This window comes from Nocardioides sp. (genome assembly GCF_025965415.1).
Classification (GTDB): Bacteria; Actinomycetota; Actinomycetes; order Propionibacteriales; family Nocardioidaceae; genus Nocardioides.
In genome coordinates this window covers 1-20,110 of sequence record NZ_JAOPWY010000028.1, presented here as the reverse complement: position 1 = coordinate 20,110, position 20,110 = coordinate 1, and the positions used below count along the sequence as shown (strand labels likewise).

Sequence of the window (20,110 nt, the reverse complement as noted above, 5' to 3'; positions counted from 1 at the left end):
GGGGCGACCAACCCGGAGGGGACCGATCCCACGACACCCGACCCTGCCCCCCACGCCCGGTCCGGATGGAGATAGTCTCTGTATGTCGAAAAGGACCAAGAGAGAGGCTCGTCAGTGGGTCTGCAAGTCCCCAAGCTCTCAGGCGCGCTGCGGCGCACGCTGAGGGTCGCGCTGCTGGGCGTGACCATGCTGGTGCTGGCCGGGTGTTCCGAGGCCGACACGCACCAGATCCGCAACCTGGCGATGCCCGACCGCGCGAGCGCGCAGGGCCCCTACACCTACGAGCTCTGGAAGTGGGCCTGGGTCGCTGCGATGATCACCGGCATCATCGTCTGGGGCCTGATCTTCTACGCCGTGGTGCGCTTCCGCCGTCGCAGCGACGACGAGGTGCCGCGCCAGACGCGCTACAACCTCCCGCTCGAGGTCTTCTACACGATCGCCCCGGTCCTGATGTGCGTCGTGTTCTTCTTCCACACCGTGCGGGTCCAGGACGAGCTGACCAAGCTCGACGCCAACCCCGACCTCACCGTCGAGGTGACCGGCCAGCAGTGGTCGTGGACCTTCAACCACGGCATCGGCGAGCAGGACACGAGCGCCACCGGTGAGGACGGCGACTTCGCCTACGACGAGTACGTCTACACCTCCGGCACCGGTCGGGACATCCCGACGCTCGTGCTGCCGGTCGACCAGACCATCCAGTTCAACCTGCACTCGCCCGACGTGATCCACGACTTCGGCGTCCCGTCCTTCCTGATGAAGATGGACGTCATCCCCGGCCGGGTCAACAAGATGCAGGTCAAGCCCACCGTCGAGGGCACCTACGCCGGCAAGTGCTACGAGCTCTGCGGGGTGTCCCACTCGCGGATGCTCTTCAACGTCGAGGTCGTCAGCCAGGCCGAGTACGACGCCTACCTCGCCGACCTCGCCGAGGCGGGTCAGACCGCCCAGGCCCCGCTGATCGGTGGCAGCTACGTCAACGACCAGGCCGGTCTCGACGACGACTCGGAAGGAACCAGCGAGTGAGCGCCGCAACCACCGCCGCACCCAGGGCGTCGACCCCGCCGCCGGAGAAGAAGCCGCTCGGTGAGCAGGTCGTCCGCATCCTCACCACGACGGACCACAAGCTGATCGGGAAGATGTACCTGATCACCTCGTTCGCGTGGTTCCTCATCGCCGGCCTCATGGCGATGCTGATCCGCTCCGAGCTGGCCTACCCCGGCATGCAGGTCGTCAACGACCAGCTCTACAACCAGCTGTTCACGATGCACGGCACGATCATGCTGCTGCTCTTCGCGACGCCGCTGTTCTTCGGCTTCGCCAACGTGATCATGCCGCTGCAGATCGGTGCGCCCGATGTCGCGTTCCCGCGGCTCAACATGTTCAGCTACTGGCTGTTCCTCTTCGGCGGCATCATCGCCGGCTCCGGCTTCCTGACGCCCCAGGGCGCGGCCGACTTCGGGTGGTTCGCCTACACGCCGCTGTCCGACGCCGTACGCAGCCCGGGTGTCGGTGGTGACCTCTGGATCATGGGTCTCTGGATGGCCGGTCTCGGCTCGATCCTCGGCGGCGTCAACTTCATCACCACGATCATCTGCATGCGTGCGCCCGGGATGACGATGTTCCGGATGCCGATCTTCGTGTGGAACACGCTGATCACGAGCATGCTCGTGATCATGGTGTTCCCGATCCTCGCGGGTGCGCTGCTCTCGCTGGAGGCCGACCGGATACTCGGGGCCCACGTGTTCGACCCGTCGCACGGCGGGCCGATCCTGTGGCAGCACCTGTTCTGGTTCTTCGGGCACCCCGAGGTCTACATCATCGCCCTGCCGTTCTTCGGGATCATCTCGGAGATCCTGCCGGTCTTCAGCCGCAAGCCGATCTTCGGCTACGTCGGCCTGGTCGCCGCCACGCTCGGCATCGCGATGCTCTCCGTGGCCGTGTGGGCCCACCACATGTTCGTCACCGGTGCGGTCGACCTGCCGTTCTTCTCCGGCATGACGTTCCTCATCGCGGTGCCCACGGGAGTGAAGTTCTTCAACTGGATCGGCACGATGTGGGGGGGATCTCTGTCCTTCGACACCCCCATGCTGTGGTCGATCGGCTTCCTCACGACGTTCCTCTTCGGTGGCCTCACCGGTGTCATCCTGGCCAGTCCGCCGCTGGACTTCCACGTGTCCGACTCCTACTTCGTGGTGGCGCACTTCCACTACGTCGTGTTCGGCACCGTGGTGTTCGCGATGTTCGCCGGGTTCTACTTCTGGTGGCCGAAGATGACCGGACGGATGCTGGACGAGCGCCTCGGCAAGGTCCACTTCTGGATCCTCTTCGTCGGCTTCCACACCACGTTCCTCGTCCAGCACTGGCTGGGTGTCGAGGGCATGCCGCGCCGCTACGCCGACTACCTGCCGGCCGACGGCTTCACCACGCTCAACCAGATCTCGACCGTGGGGGCCTTCCTGCTCGGCGCGTCGACGTTGCCGTTCTTCTACAACGTCTACATCTCCGCCAAGGGCCCGCTCGTCGAGGTCGACGACCCGTGGGGCTGGGGCCGCTCGCTCGAGTGGGCGACCAGCTCCCCGCCGCCGCGCCACAACTTCCACTCGCTGCCCCGGATCCGTTCGGAGTCGCCGGCCTTCGACCTGCACCACCCGGAGATCGCGCTCCTGGAGCTCGCCGACAACGACGCGGCGCGTGAGGGCGAGCCCGCCGACGCGCCCGAGATGGGCGGTCGCGAGGAGATGCTGCGCGAGCGGGCCGACGAGACGGTCGAGTCGAACGAGGAGGAGAACCGATGAAGGCGGAAGCTTGGGTCTTCGGCATCACCGCGCTGTTCGTGGCGGTCGTCGCACCCGCCTACTGGTTCCTCTCCGAGGACTGGACCGGCACCTCGGCACTGGTCATGACCGCGCTGCTCTTCGGCATGGTCACCCTCTACCTCGGCTTCCACGCCTCCAAGATGGACCCGCGCCCGGAGGACCTCAAGGAGGGCGAGATCGCCGACGGTGCCGGTGAGCTGGGCTTCTTCCCGCCCTACTCGTGGTGGCCGCTGTGGTGCGCCCTCGCGCTCGGCGTGATCGTCTACGGCGTCGCGCTCGCAGCGTGGTGGCTGGTCTTCATCGGCTTCTCGGTCGGTGCCATCGTCGCCAGCGGATTCATCTTCGAGTACTACCGGGGTGAGCACGCCCACTGAGCCCTCGCGCTCGCCGTCTTTGGAGGAGCCCGTCCACGCCGTAGGCTGGACGGGCTCTTCGGTTTCACCTGGTCGTTCTCATGGGGGTTCGTCGCATGCGCACACGCGCGTCCGTTTACACACGCTCCGCGCGCCGTCGTACGGCGGCAGTCGTGGCGCTGCTGGCGCTCACGGGCGTGGCCGGCTGCGACTCGACGGTGGCGGGGGCCCCGGACGGCCCCGGCGGCTCCGGCTCCTCCGCGGCCTCCGAGTCGGCCAGGCCCGAGCCGGTCCGCCTGACGACCAGCTTCACCGACGCCACCGCGGTGCCGATCGACGGCCCCGTCACCGTGACCGCCCGTGGCGCCGCGCTCGACGCGGTGTCGGTCAGCTCGGCCGCGGGTGACGTGGGCGGCACCGTCGACGGCGACTCGTGGACGTCCTCCGACCTCCTCGAGCCCGGCACCGACTACACGATCACCGCGTCGGCGACCAGCACCGACGGGCGCAGCGTGGAGCGCACCCGCAGCTTCCACACGGTCGACCTCACGCTCGACGAGCAGACCTACGCCGCGGTCGCGCCGCTCGACGGCGAGACGGTCGGCGTCGGCATGCCGGTGGTCGTCACCTTCGACCTGCCGGTGACCGACAAGGCCCTCTTCGAGAAGCACATGCACGTCACCAGCACCCCCGCCCAGCGCGGCTCGTGGTACTGGCTGAGCGACCGCGAGGCGCACTTCCGCCCGAAGGCCTACTGGAAGGCCGGCACGGACGTGTCCGTCGACCTCGACGTCAACAGCCTGCCCGCGGGCAACGGGATCTACGGCCAGGAGTCGCGCAGCATCGACTTCCACATCGGCGATGCGAACGTCTACAAGGTGAACGCCCAGACCCACCAGATGCAGGTCTTCTCCAACGGGACGCTCCTGCGGACCATCCCGATCACCACGGGCAAGCCCGGCTTCACCACGCGCTCCGGCACCAAGGTGATCATCGAGAAGTTCGCCTCCAAGCGGATGAACTCCGAGACCGTCGGCATCAACCGCAACAGCCCCGAGGCCTACGACATCGACGACGTGCAGTGGGCCATGCGAGTGACCTACTCCGGCGAGTTCCTCCACGCCGCACCGTGGTCAGTCGGTTCTCAGGGCCACGCCAACGTCTCGCACGGCTGCACGGGGATGTCGACCGCCGACGCCGGCTGGCTCTACGCCATGACCAGGCGCGGCGACGTCGTCGAGTACACCGGCACCGACAGGCAGATGACCCTGGAGAACGGCTACGGCGACTGGAACCTCGCGCCGGCCGACTGGAAGGCCGGCTCCGCCCTCTCCTGAGGCCGATCAGGCGTCAGGACGTCGGCGGTGGCCCAGCCGCGGTCCGGGCACCACAGAAGGTTGCTGCGACACCGCCCGCGGGCGCGTCGTACGCCGACACCGGGGGAGCGGTGGCCCAGCCACGTGTGGTGCCCGCGGAAGGTCGCTGGACCACCGCCCGCGGGCGCGTCGTACTCCGACGACCGGGGGAGCGGTGCCCCAGCCACGTAAGGTGCCCGCGAAAGGTCGCTGGACCACCGCCCGCGGGCGCGTCGTACGCCGAGCGGTGCGTGGCGCAGGTTCGGGGCCTGCACAACCTGCCTCACGCACCGCCGCGCGGTCGTCGTACGGCAGGGGACGGGAACGACGAAGGCCCGCCGGGGATGGTCCCGGCGGGCCTACGCGTGAGTCGTACGACGATCAGTGGTCGCGCAGCGGGACGTCGTCGGTGTCGCGCAGCCGGTGGTCGTCGAACTGGTGACCGTCGACCGGGTGGTCGAGGCCCGACCTGAGCTCGGCCTCGTGCTCGGCGTGGTGGTGCGCCTCCTCGAGCTCGGCCGCGGTGGGCTTCTGCACGTTGTGGACGTACATCCACCTCGACAGCCTGGCCCGCAGCTTCTCCGAGCGGGAGTGGGGCGCGGCCACGCCGGCCGCGTCGGTCTCGCTCCCGGCCGTGAAGACCTGGTCGCGATCGCGCGCGGTGAGGGTGTAGGCGGCCCGGGTGCTGATCGGCAGGTGCCGCTCGGCGTACTGGCCGTCGGGGGAGCGGGTGATGACGCCCGTCTCGTAGCCGTGGAGCAGCTTGTCGTTGTCGTGGCGCTGCAGCGAGATGCACCAGCGCCGGGTGATCCAGAACGCCAGGATCGGGCCGACGAACACCGCCCCCCGCATGAAGTAGGTGATCTGGTTGATGCTCGCGTGCAGCTTGATCGCGATGATGTCGTTGCCTCCGGCGGCCCACAGCAGGCCGTAGAAGGTCATCAGGGCGACCATGACCGCCGTCCGCGTCGGCGCGTTGCGCGGGCGCTGGAGCAGGTGGTGGTCACGCTTGTCGCCGGTGATCCAGCCCTCGAGGAACGGCAGCAGGATCAAGATCACGAGCATGAGCGGCGGCAGCACCAAGATCGGGATCAGCACGTTCCAGGAGATCGTGTAGCCGAAGAGCACCGTCTCCATGCCGGTGGGCATGATGCGCAGCGCACCGTCGGGCCATCCCATGTACCAGTCGGGCTGCGAGCCGGCCGTCACCTTGGTCGGGTCGTAGGGACCGAACTTCCACACCGGGTTGATCGAGAGCAGCCCACCCATGAGGGCGATGACGCCGAAGACCATGAAGAAGAAGCCACCGGCCTTGGCGGCGTACACGGGCAGCATCGGGTAGCCGACGACGTTCTGCTCGGTGCGGCCGGGCCCGGGCCACTGGGTGTGCTTGTGGTAGACGAGCAGCAGCATGTGGGCGGCGATCAGGGCCAGCAGGATGCCCGGGATCAGCAGCACGTGGACGATGTAGAGGCGGGGGATGATCGACTCGCCGGGGAACTCGCCACCGAAGAGCAGGAACGACATGTACGTCCCGACGACGGGGCTGGCCTTCAAGAAGCCGTCCGCGGCGCGAACGCCGGTGCCCGACAGCAGGTCGTCGGGGAGCGAGTATCCGGTGAAGCCCTCCAGGGTGCCCAGGAGGAGCAGCACGCAGCCGATGACCCAGTTGAGCTCACGCGGCTTGCGGTAGGCGCCGGTGAAGGCGACGCGGAGCAGGTGCACCATCATCGAGGCGATGAAGATCATCGCCGCCCAGTGGTGCATCTGGCGCATGAGCAGGCCACCGCGCACGTCGAAGGAGATGTTGAGGGTCGAGGCCATCGACTCCGACATCCCGATGCCGCGCAGCTGGTCGTAGGAGCCCTCGTAGGTGACGTGGCCCATCGACGGGTTGAACCAGAGCGTGAGGAACACGCCCGTCAGGAGCAGCACGACGAAGCTCCAGAGCGCGATCTCGCCGAGCATGAACGACCAGTGGTCGGGGAAGACCTTGCGCAGGTTCTTCTTCATGGCGGTGGCCAGGCCGAGGCGGTCGTCGGCCCAGGAGGCCAGCGAGCCGGCGGGACCGGGCTTCGATGCGGTCGCGGCGGTGGTGCGGTTGCTCGTCGCGACCTTGCTGGTGTCGACGCTCACTGCTTCTCACGCTCCCAGTAGCTAGCCCCGATGGGCTCGGTGAAGTCGCTCTGGGCGACCAGGTGTCCTTCTTCGTTGACTGCCAGCGGCAGCTGCGGGAGGGGACGGGCAGCCGGACCGAAGATGACCTTGGCCGAGTCGGCGAGGTCGAAGGTCGACTGGTGGCACGGGCACAGCACGTGGTGCGTGGTGCGCTCGTAGAGGGAGATCGGGCACCCGACGTGGGTGCAGATCTTCGAGTAGCAGATGATCCCGTCGACGGTCCACTTCTCGCGGCCCTTCATCGGGGTGATGTCGTCGGGGTCCATGCGCACGACGATGATCGCGCCCTTGGCCTTCTGGACCTGCTCGTCCCCGGCCTCGAGCTCGGGGTAGCCGTTCTCCTCGGTGGGGAACAGGGCCTCCGGGGCGGCATTGATGAGGTCGCCGACCTCGATCTCGCTGGCCAGGATCGGGGTGCCGACGACGTCGCGCACCAGGCGCATCTCGGGCTCCCAGATCGTGTGGGCCAGCTTGCCGATGTCGAGGGTGCTGCCGGGGGCGAGGTCGCGGAGCAGCACGACGGCCGGGAGCCCCAGCACGCCGACGGCACCGAGCATCGTGTTGCGCACGAGCGGGCGGCGACCGATGCCGGCCTCGTCGAGACCGGCGTTCAGGGCCTCGAGGGTGGCCGCGCGGTCCTCGGGGGGCGACGCGGCCGGGTGGCGCATCTCGACCATCTCGACGTCGGCCATGAGCTTGCGGGCCAGGTGGATGATGCCGATGCCGATCAGCAGCAGGCTCAGGCCCAGCGTCACCCCGAGGAAGACCGTGGAGGCGCCCATGCCGGCGAAGGTGTCCCAGTTGTCGCCAACCTCGAAGGAGAAGTAGGCGACCACGAAGAGGACGGCGCTGATCATGGCGGCGATGAACATCGCGGCGATCTGGCGCTCGGCACGCTTCTCGGCCCGGGGGTCGACGTCGGTCGGACGCCAGGTGTGCGGCGCCAGTCCCGGGTCGGGGATCGGCTCGGCCGCGGCGTGCGCGGGCACGTGCGAGGCGTCGTGCGTCACGGGCGTGTGGTTGTCGTTGCTCACGCGTTCACCTTGCTCTTCTTGCTCCGCGTCGTGTGCGAGGCGATCCAGACGGCGGCACCCACCAAGGAGCCTATGCCGGCCAACCACGCGAACAATCCCTCGGACACCGGGCCGAGCCCGCCGAGCGTGAAGCCGGCGTACTCGGGGGTCTCCTGGATGCTGTCGAGGTAGGCGATGACGTCGCGCTTCTCGTCGGGGGAGAGGTTGCCGTTGCTGAAGTTGGGCATCGCCTGCGGGCCGGTCAGCATCGCCTCGAAGATGTACTTGGGCTCGACGCCGTGCAGGCTCGGGGCGTATCCGCCGCGGGGCATGGCACCGCCCGCGCCGTTGAAGTTGTGGCACGCGGTGCAGTTGGTCAAGAAGATCTGGCCACCGCGGGAGATGGCCTCCTCGCGCTCGGTCTCGGAGAGACCCTCGATCGAGTAGTCCGACTCGTTGGGGATGGCCGGGCCGGGCGCCAGGGAGGCGACGTACGCCGCCAGGGCCGCGATCTCCTCGTCATTGAAGGTGGCGGGCTTGCGGGGCGCCTGGGCGCCGGGGGCCGCCAGCGGCATGCGGCCGGTGCCGACCTGGAAGTCGACCGCCGCGGCGCCGACGCCGACGAGCGACGGGCCGATCTGGTAGCCGTCGCGCACGGTGGAGATGCCCTCACCGTTCTTGCCGTGGCAGAACGCGCAGCTGGCGAGGAAGAGCTCCTTGCCCTGGGCGACCTGGTCGGTCTCGCTGGCCTGGTTGTTGGCCTGGGCGGGGGCGAACGCCGTGTAGAGGGAGCCGCTGATCAGCAGGCCCAGCACCAGCACGGCGAGGCCAGCAAGCGGTCCCCGACGATGCCGGGAGAGGCGACCAGCGGTTCGGTTGAGCAAACGCACGATGAGTCCTTGCCGGTTGCGGGGGAGGGCTTACTTGATGACGTAGATCGTGAAGAACAGGCCGATCCACACCACGTCGACGAAGTGCCAGTAGTAGGACACGACGATGGCGGTCACGGCTTGCTCGTGGGTGAAGCGACGAGCCAGGTAGGTGCGTCCCAGGACGAAGAGGAACGCGATCAGCCCGCCGGTCACGTGGAGGCCGTGGAAGCCGGTGGTGAGGTAGAACATCGAGCCGTAGGCGGAGCTCTGGATGGTCACGCCCTCGTGGATCAGCTCGGCGTACTCGAGGGCCTGGCCACCGATGAAGATGGCGCCCATGACGTAGGTGAGGATGAACCACTCACGCAGGCCCCACTTGGTGACGTTGAAGAGCGAGCCCGCGCGCCCGACCTGGCCGCGCTCGGCGGCGAACACGCCCCACTGGCAGGCGAACGAGGACGCCACCAGGATCGCGGTGTTGGCCGTCGAGAACGGGACGTTGAGCTTCTCCGTCTCCTGCGCCCACAGCTCGGGGCTGACCGCGCGGATGGTGAAGTAGGCGGCGAACAGCGCCGCGAAGAACATCAGCTCGCTGGAGAGCCAGATGATCGTGCCCACGCTGACCATGCTGGGTCGGTCGTGGTGCCCGTGCAGTCGGGAGGCCGGAATCGCTGTTGCTGTCGCCACGGGCGTCATTATTGCTTCTCGGGGAACCGGAGGGCACCCCGACCCCCTGTGTATCTGCGTCATAAAGTTCACACCGTGCTCTTTCCCCTGTCCATGCTCTCCCAGGACGCCCTCGAGACCCTCCCGCGATTCACGCTCGGACGGGTGTTCACCGACTGGGGCATGGACCCGGTCCCGTTCGTCGTCACCGTCTGGGCGGTCGGGCTGTACGTCCTCGGCGTGAGGGTCCTGAACCGCCGCGGGGACCGGTGGCCGGTCGGTCGCACGCTCTCCTTCGTCGGGCTGGGGATGGGTGCCTTCTTCTTCGCCACGTCGTCCGGGCTCGGGCGCTACGACACCACGCTGCTGAGCGTCCACATGGTCCAGCACATGATCCTGTCGATGGTCGTCCCGCTGGCGCTCGCGCTGGGGGCACCGGTGACCCTGGCGCTGCGCACGCTGCCCGCGACGCCACGCCGGTGGCTGCTCGCGGTGCTCCACTCCCGGGTGGCCACGGTGCTGTCCTTCGCGCCGCTCGCCTTCGTGCTCTACGTCGCGTCCCCGTGGGCGCTCTACTTCAGCTCCTGGTACGACGCCAGCCTCGCCTCGGCCTACGTCCACCAGATGATGCACATCCACCTGGTGCTGGTCGGCACGCTCTTCTTCTGGCCGCTCATGGGCATCGACCCGGTCCCCGGTCGGGTCAGCCACCCGTTCCGGGTGCTGCTCACCTTGATGACGCTGCCCTTCCACGCCTTCCTGGGCGTCACGATCATGGGCGGCACCACCCTGATCGGCGGAGCGCACTACCTCGCGCTCCGCGAAGGCCCGATGGGCGCCTGGCTGCCGCCGGTCCTGGAGGACCAGCACCTGGCCGGCGGGATCCTCTGGGCCAGCGGGGACCTCATCGGGGTCGTGTTCTTCGCGGTGCTGTTCATCCAGTGGGTACGCCAGTCGATGCGGGAGGCGGCGCGCGAGGACCGGCGCCTCGACCTGGCCGAGCGCCGCGCCCGCTAGACCGGGCCGACCCGCCGCCGGTCGAGCAGCGAGCGGGGCGAGCGGGGCGAGCGGGGCGAGCGGGTGGGAACCGGGGCCTATACGATGCCCGCGTGAGCACCGCCACCCCCGACAGCCGCCCGATCAAGGTCCTCGTCTACAGCGACGACGTGAACACGCGCCAGCAGGTGATCCTCGCGCTGGGCCGTCGTCCGCACCCGGAACTCCCGGAGTTCGAGTACGTCGAGGTCGCCACGGAGCCGGTCGTCCTGCAGAACATGGACGCCGGCGACATCTCGCTCGCGATCCTCGACGGGGAGGCCGTCCCCGCCGGTGGCATGGGCATCGCCAAGCAGCTCAAGGACGAGATCTACCAGTGCCCGCCCGTGATCGTGCTGACCGGCCGGCCGCAGGACGCCTGGCTCGCCACGTGGTCGCGCGCCGAGGCGGCCGTGCCGCACCCGATCGACCCGCTCCAGCTCGCCGAGGCGGTCATCGGCCTGATGCGCCCGTCGGTCCCGGCCACCACCTGAAACCCGGCGGGTGCGCGCGTCGTCGCGCCACTAGCCTGAACCCATGTCCCACACCTGGCCCGACGTCCTCTCCACGCTGGTCGCCGGCACCGACCTGACGACCGAGCAGGCGCGCTGGGCCATGGACGAGGTCTTCGCGGGCGCCGCGACGCCGGTCCAGCTGGCCGGCTTCGTCGTGGCGCTGCGCGCCAAGGGCGAGACGGTCGAGGAGGTCTCCGGGTTCGCCGCGGCGATGCTCGCGGCCGCCAACCCGATCTCGGTGCCCGGCCGGCTGCTCGACATCGTCGGCACCGGCGGCGACCGGTCGATGTCGGTCAACATCTCCACGATGGCGGCGATCGTCGCCGCCGGGGCGGGAGCGCGGGTGGTCAAGCACGGCAACCGGTCGGCCTCGTCCCAGTCCGGCTCCGCCGACGTCCTCGAGGCGCTCGGCATCCGTCTCGACCTCGCTCCGGCGCGCGTCGCGGAGGTCGCCGAGGAGGCCGGCATCACCTTCTGCTTCTCCGCCGCCTTCCACCCCGCCATGCGGCACGCGGCGGTGCCGCGACGTGAGCTCGGCATCGCCACCACCTTCAACATCCTCGGCCCGCTCACCAACCCCGCCCGCCCGCAGGCGCAGGCCATCGGCTGCGCCGACCCGCGGCTGGCCCCGGTCATGGCCGGCGTGCTGGCCGAGCGTGGGGTGGACGCCTGGGTGTTCCGGGGCGACGACGGGCTCGACGAGCTCACCACCACCACGACCTCGACGGTGTGGCGTGTCCACGGAGGAGCGGTCAGCGAGCTGACGGTCGACCCCGCCTCCGTCGGCATCGCGCGGGCGACTACCGAGGACCTGCGCGGCGGCGACGCGGCCCACAACGCCGACGTCGTACGACGCTTGCTGGCGGGGGAGACGGGTCCGGTGCGCGACGCGGTGGTGCTCAACGCCGGCGCGGCGCTGGCGGTCTACGACTCCCCGGACGAGGACGTGGAGACCGCGCTCGCGGCCGGTGTGGCCAGGGCCGGCACGGCCATCGACTCCGGCGGCGCGGCCGCGGCACTGGAGCGCTGGGTGTCGGCCACCTCCCGCTAGGTCCCGGGGAGCGTGACCATCGTCGGCACCACCGTGCGGTCGGCCTGTCCGGGAAAGCGGAGTCGCGCGTCCGAGCAGGGCGCGGCTCAGAAGAAGTGGCCGTCCTTGCTCAGCATCCGCCCGCGCGGGGAGAACACGACCTGCACCACGCCCCGGCCGGTGCAGGTGTCGTAGTAGCGCAGCTCGTTGGGTGCGCCCAGTCCGGTGACCTGTCCCGGGGTGTCGAAGATCTTGTGGACCTTGGTCATGGTCATGCCTTGGGTGACCCGGTCGAACTCTCCGCGCGACACGCACCGTGGGGTGTCGGCCCGGGCGCCGGTGGCGGCGCCTGCGCTGACCAGCAGCGCAACGAGGATCGTGACGGAGGTCCTGCGCATGACGGCTCCTGGGGCTCGGACGAGGGCCCCAATCTAGGGCCGGAGCCACGCCCGGCGGGCGCGAACGCGGAGGTTGGTCAGGCGAGCTCGAGGACGTAGGACTCGCCCTCGCGCCGGAACCCGAGCCGGTCGTAGTAGGCGCCGACCATGCCCGGCGGGGTCACCACGCGCCGGATGCCGCGGCCGCCGAGCAGCCCGCTCCGGCGCCAGACGAACTCGCCGGGGGAGAAGTCGCGGTAGCGCGGCGTGACGTAGTCGAGCAGCACGTCGGCGGTCTCGCCGTCCTCGCGCAGCAGCACCACGCCGACGGTCTCGTCACCTCGCTGCACGAGGAACGCGTCGTGGGTGGACGACGCGTCGTGGACGAAGTGGGGGTTGAACCTGAGGATGTCGGCCCCGTGCACCCGCAGGGTGTGGCGGAGGTACTCGTCGGTGGGGTTGACCTCGAGCACCTCGAAGGCCGACTCGTCGTGGCGCTCGCGGAGCAGCTGGGCGATGAACCAGGCGTTGACGAGAACCAGGACGGTGTTCATCCCGACCATCGGCCACACCGACAGCATCGCATTGAAGACGATCAGCAGCACGCACGCGATCGCGTTGAGGACGCGCAGCCGCAGCACGCTCGCCTGCAGCAGCGAGTAGACGAGCAGAGCGCTCCCGCCCCATCCGAGGACGTCGAGCCAGTGGTCAGCGAGCCAGGTCACGGCGGGAGCCTACTTCCCGCCGCGACCTGGACACGGATCGCCGACGACGCTCACTTCACGACGTACAGGATGATCTTCTTCGACTTCGAGCCGAGCACCTGGCTGGTGCCCAGGTAGACCACCTGGAGCTTGTGCTTGCCCGGCTTGAGCTTCTTGAGCTTGATCGTCTTCTTGCCCTTGTGGACCGGCGCCATCGTGAACGACGCGACCTTCTTGCCCTTGTCGAGCACCTGGATGGTCCCGTTGGGGCCGGTGAGCCCGGAGACCATCAGGGTGACGCCGATCTTGGCTCGCTTGGACGCCTTGACGCGGTCGGCCTTGAGCGAGCCCGTGACCGTCGACGCCATCCGCGAGATGGACACCGCGGCACTGGTCGCGGCACCGTCGTTGGAGCCCGTCTTGGTGGCCGTCACGACGGCCGAGACGTCGCGACCCGCGTCCTCCGGCGTGAGCCGGTAGGAGGAGCTGGTGGCGCCCGGGATCGGGGCCCCCGTCCGCAGCCACTGGTACTTGAACGTGGGCGAGGGCTGCGACCATGTGCCGCTGGAGACCCGGATGGTCTGGCCCACGCTGGTCGTCCCCGAGATGATCGGCTGGACCGTGGCCTGCAGCGCGCCTCCGGCCGTGACGCCCAGCGTGTTGCTGACGGTGGTGCCGGAGTCGAAGTTGGCCTTCGTGCCCGTGGCCTGGAGCGAGATGCCCTTGCCCATGTCGGTCGCGGTGAGCACGTACGTCGTGCCGGTCGCCCCGCTGATCCGGCTCCCGTCCCGGAGCCACTGGTAGGTGGTGGTCACGTCGGGCTGGTTCCACACGGGCGGCACGCTGGTGAGCGTGGCACCGACCGTGCTGCCTCCGGGTGCCGAGATGACGGGCGGCTGGATGGCTGTGAGGCCGGAGTCCACGGTGAACGTGACCCGGGCCGTGCCGATGGAGGCACCGGCCGCGTTGCGGGCCGTGACCGCGGCGACGTAGGTGCCGGTGCCGAACCTCTTGGTCGCGGCATAGGCCAGGGACGGCGTGGTCGCGGACTCGACGCTCGACCCGCTGTTGGACGTCAGGGCCACGGCGTACGTCGCAGCGCCGGGGACGGCCTGCCAGGTGACGACCGGTGCTGTGGCGGGCTGGGTGCCGCCGTCGGCAGGCGAGGTGATGACCGGCGCACTGGTAGACACCCGGAAGGCTCGGTCGCTGCTCCACGGCCCCACGTTGCCGGCCCGGTCGATGCGGCGTACGCGCCAGAGGTAGTCGGTGTCGCTGGCGGGCAGCGGCTCGTCCGGGGCGTAGGCGACCGTCGTGACGCGCTTGGTGAAGACCTGGTTCGCCGACGAGTGGGTGACGTCGTTGTTCTTGTAGACCTCGATGTCATAGCTGGCGGCGAACGTCTGCGACACCCAGCGGAACGTCATGGCGTCACCGGTGGACACGTTGCCCTGCGGGCCTGCCTGGACGACGGCGGGCGTGGCCTTGGTGAAGGTCTTGGTGTCGGACCACGTGAGGCCGTTCTGTCCGCTGTCGACGGCCTGGACGCGCCACCAGTAGCTGCCTTCGCCGTAGAGCTTCGTGGTGGAGGTGTAGGTCGTCTGGTCCACGACAGCGGTGTCGACCACGGTCCCGAACGAGGCGTCGGTGCTGACCTGGATGCGGTACTGGCGCGCGGCCTGCGGCGACTTCTCGCCGGTGCTGGGCCAGGTGTAGGCCTGGTTGTCGGTGAAGTAGTCGTTCCAGGAGAAGGAGATCTCGGTGCCGGACGGGTCGCTCGAGGTGAGCCCGGTGGGCTTGGGTGAGGTCTTCTTGAACGAGTGCTGGACCGCCCCCGTGGTCGAGACGGGTCCCGGCGCACAGTGGGTGGCATCGGCACACGGTCGCACGTGCCAGTAGTAGGCGCCGGACGACGTGCTGTCGGCGAACGACGACTCCCGGTTGGCCAGTGTGGTGGCATACATCGAGTTGGTCGTTGCGGGAATGGTCGCGTCGGCCTCGAGCAGGTTGGTGAACCGCGGGTCCCGACTGACGTACACGAGGTAGAACGCGACCCGCGGGTCCGGGTTCCACCGGAGGACCGGGGTCGCAGGAGTGACGCAGTTGTCGGCAGCCTTGCACGTCGTCCCGTAGGTGGCAGCTTGGGCGCCGTCGAGCGCGATGCCGTGTCCGGTGACGGCGGTCAGGGGCTGCACCGTGAAGCGGGACTGCACTCCGGTGAGGATCTTCTGGTTCGCGGCGTTGTAGGCGTTGACCCGCCAGACGTAGTCGCCGGGCTCGAACATCTCGCGGCTGGTGTCGGTCATGGCCGGGTAGGGGACCTTCGCTCCGTAGAGCGCGCCGGTGACGGGGGCGAACCACGTTTGCGGCGCACCGCCGATGGCCGCACGTCCGACATCGACGGTGTAGTAGGCGGCCTCGGGCAGAGGCTCCCACGTCATGCGCGGGGCGGCCTGGATGCCCGACGTCGTCGGGGTCGGGGTCAACGGGGTCAGCGCCGAGACGTCAGTGGTGGGCACGACGCCGGTGACGTTGAAGTACTCGTAGTAGAGGAAGGAGTTCTCGCCAGCAGCCGTGGTGACGTAGACGCTCCAGCTGAACGGACCATCGAGCGGATTCAGCGGGGTGTCCCCGGACAAGGTGTAGCTGGGGGAGCGCGTGATCGCGGAGTGGACCATCACGCTGTTCTTGTTGATGATCTCGATCCGGTACTCGTCGACGCCCTGGACGGGGTCCCACGTCAGCGTCGGGACATCGACGGCCTGGCTGTTCTTCGGCGACATGTTGGTCACGGTCGCGGGGTCGTAGGTGAAGCGGCGCGTGGTGGAGAAGAGACCCTGCACGCCCAGCGCCGTCCCGGTCTTGGTGAACGGGCTGTCGAGGGGCCGCACCTTCCAGTAGTTGACACCTGCGACGAGGCGACAGCGCTCATCGGGGCGCTGCTTCTGCGGGATACCGTTGGTGCCCAGCGCGAAGCTGCCCGGGGTGTAGGTCGTACCTGCGACGCGGCACGACTCGAAGGTGCCGGGAGCGAAGCCCTCCGTCGCGCTGACCTGCAGCTCGTACTCCGACGCGTGGTCGACGGGGCGCCACTGCAGGTAGATGGGGCTGCTCACCGTGGCGTCGTCCGCCGGGTACACCTGGACGGGCTTGGCCAGGTAGATCTTGCTGAACTCCTCATAGCTCACGGCGCCCCAGGAAGGGGTGTTGCCGGCGGAGTCCACGGCGCGCACGCGCCAGAAGTAGTCCTCGTTGTTGTAGGTCGTCGCGGGCGAGAAGCGCGTACCTCGGATGCCAGTGATCTGGAAGAGGTCCTCGCCGGGGGTCTCGGCGAAGTTCTCGTTGGTCGCGACCTGCACGTCGTAGGACGCGGCACCCGGCACGGGGTCCCAGTCCAGCACGATGTCGGTGACCTCCACACCACCGACCGGCGAGCGCAGCACGGGGCGGGTGATGCCGGCGATGTCGAACCGGGAGACGGTGCTCGCCAGCGAGGAGTACTCACCCTTGACGGCGGTGACCTGCCAGAACCAGTCGCCCTCCCCGAGCGTCGTCGGCACGACCAGGCTGGTGTTCTTGGTGCTGTAGCTCGTCGCGCCGACCATGTCGGCGTCGCCGTCGACCTGGACGGTGTACGACGTGGCGCCGGGGATGGCCGTCCAGGTGAGCAGCGGCGGCTCGCCGGGCTGGGCGAGGGTGGTGCCGTTGGCGGGGCTGTTGGGGGTGGGTGCAGCGACGACGGGGGTCGTCAGGGAAGCGGCCGCCCAGTCCGAGCGCTCGTTCGAGGCGGAGACCGCGCGCACCTGCCAGGTGGAGGCACCGGACGACAGCGTCTTGGTCGGCGACCAGGCGGTGTTGACGGTCGTGGTGACCGTCCCGCCGACCTCGACCTCGTACTTGGCGGCGCCGGCCATGGCGTCCCATCGCAGCAGCGGAGCCGGGTCCGAGACGAGCCCGGTCGGGGTGGGCGGAGCCGCGGCGAACGCCGCAGGTGCCTGCCCCAGGAGAGCGGCGACCAGCGCCACGGTGAGGGCGGCGGTGCCGCCTCGGATCGTGTTCATGGTGCGAGTCATCCCGGATGGTCCCCTCGTGGTGTGCCGCAGACCCGGTCACGCTAGGTCGACCTCCGGCCCGGTGGAGCGGAATGACCCCCTCCTAGTCACAAAGGACTATGCGGTCGGCCCGATCGGCCACCACCGGGTGCGCGGCCCCGTGGCGCTACGGTGGGGCCATGATCACCGCCATCGTCTTCGTGAAGGCCGACGTCGCGCGCATCCCCGAGGTCGCCGAGGCGATCGCCTCCCTCGAGGGGGTCAGCGAGGTCTACTCGGTGACCGGCCAGATCGACCTCATCGCCCTGGTGCGGGTGCGCGAGCACGAGGACATCGCGGCGGTCGTGGCCGACCGGCTCAACAAGGTCGAGGGTGTCACCGAGACCGAGACGCACATCGCCTTCCGCACCTACTCCCAGCACGACCTGGAGTCGGCCTTCAGCATCGGTCTGGACTGACCGGCACCTCAGCGCGCGGGGCGGTGCACCGGCGAGGGCATGCGCTGCTCGTCGAACGGCACCAGCGAGAGCCGTGACTGGTGTGCTGCGTCGTAGACCGCGAGGTGGCGCGCCGCCCCACCAAGGGGACAGGTCCACTCACCCTCGACGTCGACGAGCCGCAGGCCCGGTGACTCGAGCCAGCGCAGGATCCGCTCGGACTCCTCGGCCGTCGCGGCCGGCACCGGCCCCGGTGCCGAGCCCACCGTCTCGGCGCTCGCGGTCAGCTCCCGGACGTATTGGTGGGCATCTGCACCGCGGGGGATGACGCCGGCGGCGGCGAGCCTCCCGTGGCGCACGACGTGCACCGACCAGCGCCCGTCGTCCTCGCGCCGGGCGGCGACGATCTCCTGGCACCGGGTGAGGGCCGACAGGCGCTGGGTGCGGGCGGCCGCCCGGACGAAGGTGGACAGCCGGTCGCGGTGGACACCCGCCTCCTCGAAGCGCTCGCGCTCGGCCAAGGCGCTCATGCGCAGGTTGATGGCCTCGACGACCTCCTCGGGGCTGCGCAGCAGGGTGTCGCGCAGCTGGCGTACGACGGCGCCGTAGGTCGTCTCGTCGGTCGACCCGTCGCAGGGCGACAGGCAGCGCCCCATCTCCGCGAGGACGCAGGCCGATCCTCGCGGGACCCGCGGCATCCGACCGCTGCACTGGCGCACCGGGAACGTGTCGTGGAGTGCGGCCAGGCACTTCTCGGCCGTCTTCTTGGACGAGAACGGGCCGAGGTAGTCGGCGTCGTCGTCGAGCACCGTGCGCACGAGTGAGAGCCGCGGCCAGGCCTCCCGCGTCAGCTTGACGAAGTGGACCTTCTCGGGGAAGCGGGAGCGGCGGTTGTACTTCGGCTTGTGCTCGGCGATGAGGCGCAGCTCGCGGACCTCGGCCTCCAGCGGGGTGGCGCACTCGATGCCCGTGACGGAGGTGGCGAGCCCGACCATCTCTCCCATCCGGGTGCGCGTCTCGGACGCCGTGAAGTAGGTGCGCACGCGGGTGCGGAGATCGCGGGACGTGCCGACGTAGAGGACGCGGGAGCGGTCGTCGCGGAACAGGTAGACACCGGGGGCGTGGGGGAGGCCCTCGGCCAGGTGGCGCTTGCGCCGCTGCGCCGTGCTGACCCGCGCCGAGAAGGTCTGCAGCTCCTCGAGCGTGTGGACGCCGAGCCCGCCGAGCCGCTCCATCAGGCCGTGCAGCACGTCGACCGTCGCGCGGGCGTCGGACAGGGCGCGGTGGTTGGGGGTGGTCGCGGAGCCGAAGACCTTGGCGAGCGAGGAGAGCTTGCAGTTGGGGGCGTCGTCGCGGGTGATCACCCGGCGGGCCAGCTTGGCCGTGTCGAGCACCTCGAAGCGGGGCCACGGTCGGTCCTGCTCGCGGGCGAAGTGCTGGAGGAAGCCGACGTCGAAGGGGGCGTTGTGGGCCACCAGCACGCACCCGGCGGCGAACTCGAGGAACGCGGGAAGGGCCGACTCGATCGCCGGTGCGTCGTGGACCATCGAGTTGCTGATGCCCGTCAGCACGGCGATGAACGCCGGGATCTCCGTGTGGGGGTTGACCAGCGTCTGGAACTCGCCGAGGACCTCGCCGCCGCGCACCTTCACCGCGCCGATCTCGGTGATCATCGAGCCGGCGGCCGCCGAGCCGCCCGTGGTCTCGAGGTCGACCACGCAGAAGGTCAGGTCCCTCAGCGGTCGCCCCAGCTCGTCGAAGCTGCGCTGTGCCTCCCATCGGGAGGTCTCCCGCGTCGGACGCTGGGCGGTGGTGCTCATGTCCGACGACGCTAGACGTGGGATCCGACAATGGGCCGCAGGCACGCGCACTACGCTGACCGCGCCGCCCGTTCGGCGACACCCCCGACCCGAGGAGCACCCGTGGCTGACCAGACCGCCGACCTTCGCGTTCCCGGCGACGGCGAGCGCTGGCGCTGCGCCGGTTGCGGCAACCTCACGCGCTTCGACGTCACGCGCACCCGTCGTACGACGGAGTACTGGCACTTCGACCTCGCCGGCGACCACCAGGTCGAGGAGGAGACGGTGCTCGCCGAGGAGGTCGGAGCCGTCTCGTGCCGGTGGTGCGGGCGCACCGACGCCATCGAGATCGTGGACCGGGCCTCGGCCGACACGGCCGGCGACCCGGCGGCCGGGTGACGAGACCCCGGTGACGGACCCGTCGCCCCTGCCCGAGAGGCTCCGCCTGCAGGTCGTGTCCCTGGTGTCGGCGGTGCTGCCGTCGGTCGTGCCCCTTCCGGCCTCGCTGCGCAAGGTCGCGGGCTTCGCCCCGGCCCGTCGGGCGCGGCTGGGCGGCGGCCTGGTCTGGGCGGCCCTGGCCGACGACGACTTCCGCGCGCACGCCGCGGTCCAGGTCGCCGCCCTCCCGGTCGGCGACACCCCGCTCGACCTCGCCGCACGGAGCTGGCTGACCCGGGAGGACGGCTGGGAGGACCTGGTCGCCGACGTGGTCGAGAGCCTGGCCGAGGTCGACACGCGTGACGACCGGCAGCACGCCGAGCTCGGCCGGCTGACCGCACAGGTCGCGTCGCTCCAGGCCGAGCTGGCCTCCCTCAGGGCCGAGCACCGCGAGGAGCGCGACCGTGCCAAGGCGGACCACAAGGTGCTGCGGCAGCGCCTCGGCGAGGCACGCGGCGTGCTCCGCGCCG

General features: G+C 69.7%; 17 protein-coding genes and 1 pseudogene. 10 read left to right on the top strand and 8 right to left on the bottom strand.

Annotated elements, in window-relative coordinates:
* The first annotated feature begins 114 nt into the window (after positions 1-114).
* From coxB to JWN97_RS03135, 4 genes are all read left to right on the top strand, one after another.
* Entirely contained in the window at positions 115-1,023 is a 909-nt protein-coding gene (gene coxB, locus JWN97_RS03150) for a cytochrome c oxidase subunit II (protein ID WP_297618099.1), read from the top strand.
* Positions 1,020-2,795 (top strand): cytochrome c oxidase subunit I, encoded by a 1,776-nt coding sequence (gene ctaD, locus JWN97_RS03145; RefSeq protein ID WP_297618096.1) that lies wholly within the window; start codon positions 1,020-1,022, stop codon positions 2,793-2,795. The genes coxB and ctaD overlap by 4 nt, the downstream gene beginning before the upstream one ends.
* Complete coding sequence (locus JWN97_RS03140; RefSeq protein ID WP_297618093.1) at positions 2,792-3,190, top strand: cytochrome c oxidase subunit 4; 399 nt, start codon at positions 2,792-2,794, stop codon at positions 3,188-3,190. Before ctaD ends, JWN97_RS03140 begins: the two co-directional genes overlap by 4 nt.
* A 95-nt stretch (positions 3,191-3,285) precedes the next feature.
* A complete protein-coding gene (locus tag JWN97_RS03135) occupies positions 3,286-4,506 on the top strand; it encodes an Ig-like domain-containing protein (RefSeq protein ID WP_297618090.1) in 1,221 nt (406 codons plus the stop codon).
* Between the two features lie 399 nt (positions 4,507-4,905).
* Here the strand turns inward: JWN97_RS03135 and JWN97_RS03130 are convergent, their stop codons facing one another.
* The 4 genes from JWN97_RS03130 to JWN97_RS03115 all read right to left on the bottom strand — a co-directional run bounded on the left by JWN97_RS03130 (position 4,906) and on the right by JWN97_RS03115 (position 9,283).
* Positions 4,906-6,579, bottom strand: a complete 1,674-nt coding sequence (locus JWN97_RS03130) for a ubiquinol-cytochrome c reductase cytochrome b subunit (protein WP_297618127.1) — start codon at positions 6,577-6,579, stop codon at positions 4,906-4,908.
* 77 nt (positions 6,580-6,656) lie between these two features.
* The gene (locus JWN97_RS03125) at positions 6,657-7,736 is read right to left on the bottom strand and encodes a Rieske 2Fe-2S domain-containing protein (protein WP_297618087.1); all 1,080 of its coding nucleotides are present in this window, start codon (positions 7,734-7,736) and stop codon (positions 6,657-6,659) included.
* Positions 7,733-8,605, bottom strand: a complete 873-nt coding sequence (locus JWN97_RS03120; protein WP_363321248.1) for a cytochrome c — start codon at positions 8,603-8,605, stop codon at positions 7,733-7,735. The genes JWN97_RS03125 and JWN97_RS03120 overlap by 4 nt, the downstream gene beginning before the upstream one ends.
* A 30-nt stretch (positions 8,606-8,635) precedes the next feature.
* The gene (locus JWN97_RS03115) at positions 8,636-9,283 is read right to left on the bottom strand and encodes a heme-copper oxidase subunit III (protein WP_297618082.1); all 648 of its coding nucleotides are present in this window, start codon (positions 9,281-9,283) and stop codon (positions 8,636-8,638) included.
* A gap of 66 nt (positions 9,284-9,349) precedes the next feature.
* Here JWN97_RS03115 and JWN97_RS03110 point away from each other — a divergent pair, with 66 nt between their 5' ends.
* From JWN97_RS03110 to trpD, 3 genes are all read left to right on the top strand, one after another.
* Positions 9,350-10,270, top strand: coding sequence for a cytochrome c oxidase assembly protein (locus JWN97_RS03110; protein WP_297618079.1), 921 nt, complete (start codon positions 9,350-9,352; stop codon positions 10,268-10,270).
* Between the two features lie 92 nt (positions 10,271-10,362).
* The gene (locus JWN97_RS03105) at positions 10,363-10,782 is read left to right on the top strand and encodes a hypothetical protein (protein WP_297618076.1); all 420 of its coding nucleotides are present in this window, start codon (positions 10,363-10,365) and stop codon (positions 10,780-10,782) included.
* Positions 10,783-10,825: 43 nt separating this feature from the next.
* On the top strand, positions 10,826-11,854 hold the full coding sequence (gene trpD / locus JWN97_RS03100; RefSeq protein ID WP_297618073.1) for an anthranilate phosphoribosyltransferase: 1,029 nt from the start codon (positions 10,826-10,828) through the stop codon (positions 11,852-11,854).
* A gap of 86 nt (positions 11,855-11,940) precedes the next feature.
* Here trpD and JWN97_RS03095 read toward each other — a convergent pair whose 3' ends face one another.
* The 3 genes from JWN97_RS03095 to JWN97_RS03085 form a co-directional block, all read right to left on the bottom strand.
* On the bottom strand, positions 11,941-12,231 hold the full coding sequence (locus JWN97_RS03095) for a hypothetical protein (RefSeq protein ID WP_297618070.1): 291 nt from the start codon (positions 12,229-12,231) through the stop codon (positions 11,941-11,943).
* Between the two features lie 77 nt (positions 12,232-12,308).
* Positions 12,309-12,935, bottom strand: a complete 627-nt coding sequence (locus tag JWN97_RS03090) for a hypothetical protein (protein WP_297618067.1) — start codon at positions 12,933-12,935, stop codon at positions 12,309-12,311.
* Between the two features lie 50 nt (positions 12,936-12,985).
* Positions 12,986-16,975 carry a hypothetical protein gene (locus JWN97_RS03085; protein WP_297618064.1) on the bottom strand — a complete coding sequence of 1,330 codons (3,990 nt, stop codon included), beginning with the start codon at positions 16,973-16,975 and terminating at the stop codon, positions 12,986-12,988.
* Between the two features lie 170 nt (positions 16,976-17,145).
* On the opposite strand from JWN97_RS03085, the gene JWN97_RS03080 reads away from it, so the two are divergent.
* On the top strand, positions 17,146-17,424 hold the full coding sequence (locus tag JWN97_RS03080) for an Lrp/AsnC ligand binding domain-containing protein (RefSeq protein WP_297618061.1): 279 nt from the start codon (positions 17,146-17,148) through the stop codon (positions 17,422-17,424).
* Positions 17,425-17,432: 8 nt separating this feature from the next.
* On the opposite strand, the gene JWN97_RS03075 is transcribed toward JWN97_RS03080, so the two are convergent.
* The gene (locus JWN97_RS03075) at positions 17,433-19,223 is read right to left on the bottom strand and encodes a DEDD exonuclease domain-containing protein (protein ID WP_297618058.1); all 1,791 of its coding nucleotides are present in this window, start codon (positions 19,221-19,223) and stop codon (positions 17,433-17,435) included.
* Between the two features lie 102 nt (positions 19,224-19,325).
* Here JWN97_RS03075 and JWN97_RS03070 point away from each other — a divergent pair, with 102 nt between their 5' ends.
* A complete protein-coding gene (locus JWN97_RS03070; protein WP_297618056.1) occupies positions 19,326-19,601 on the top strand; it encodes a hypothetical protein in 276 nt (91 codons plus the stop codon).
* 10 nt (positions 19,602-19,611) lie between these two features.
* Positions 19,612-20,110, top strand: a pseudogene (locus JWN97_RS03065) (hypothetical protein); the annotation flags it as partial.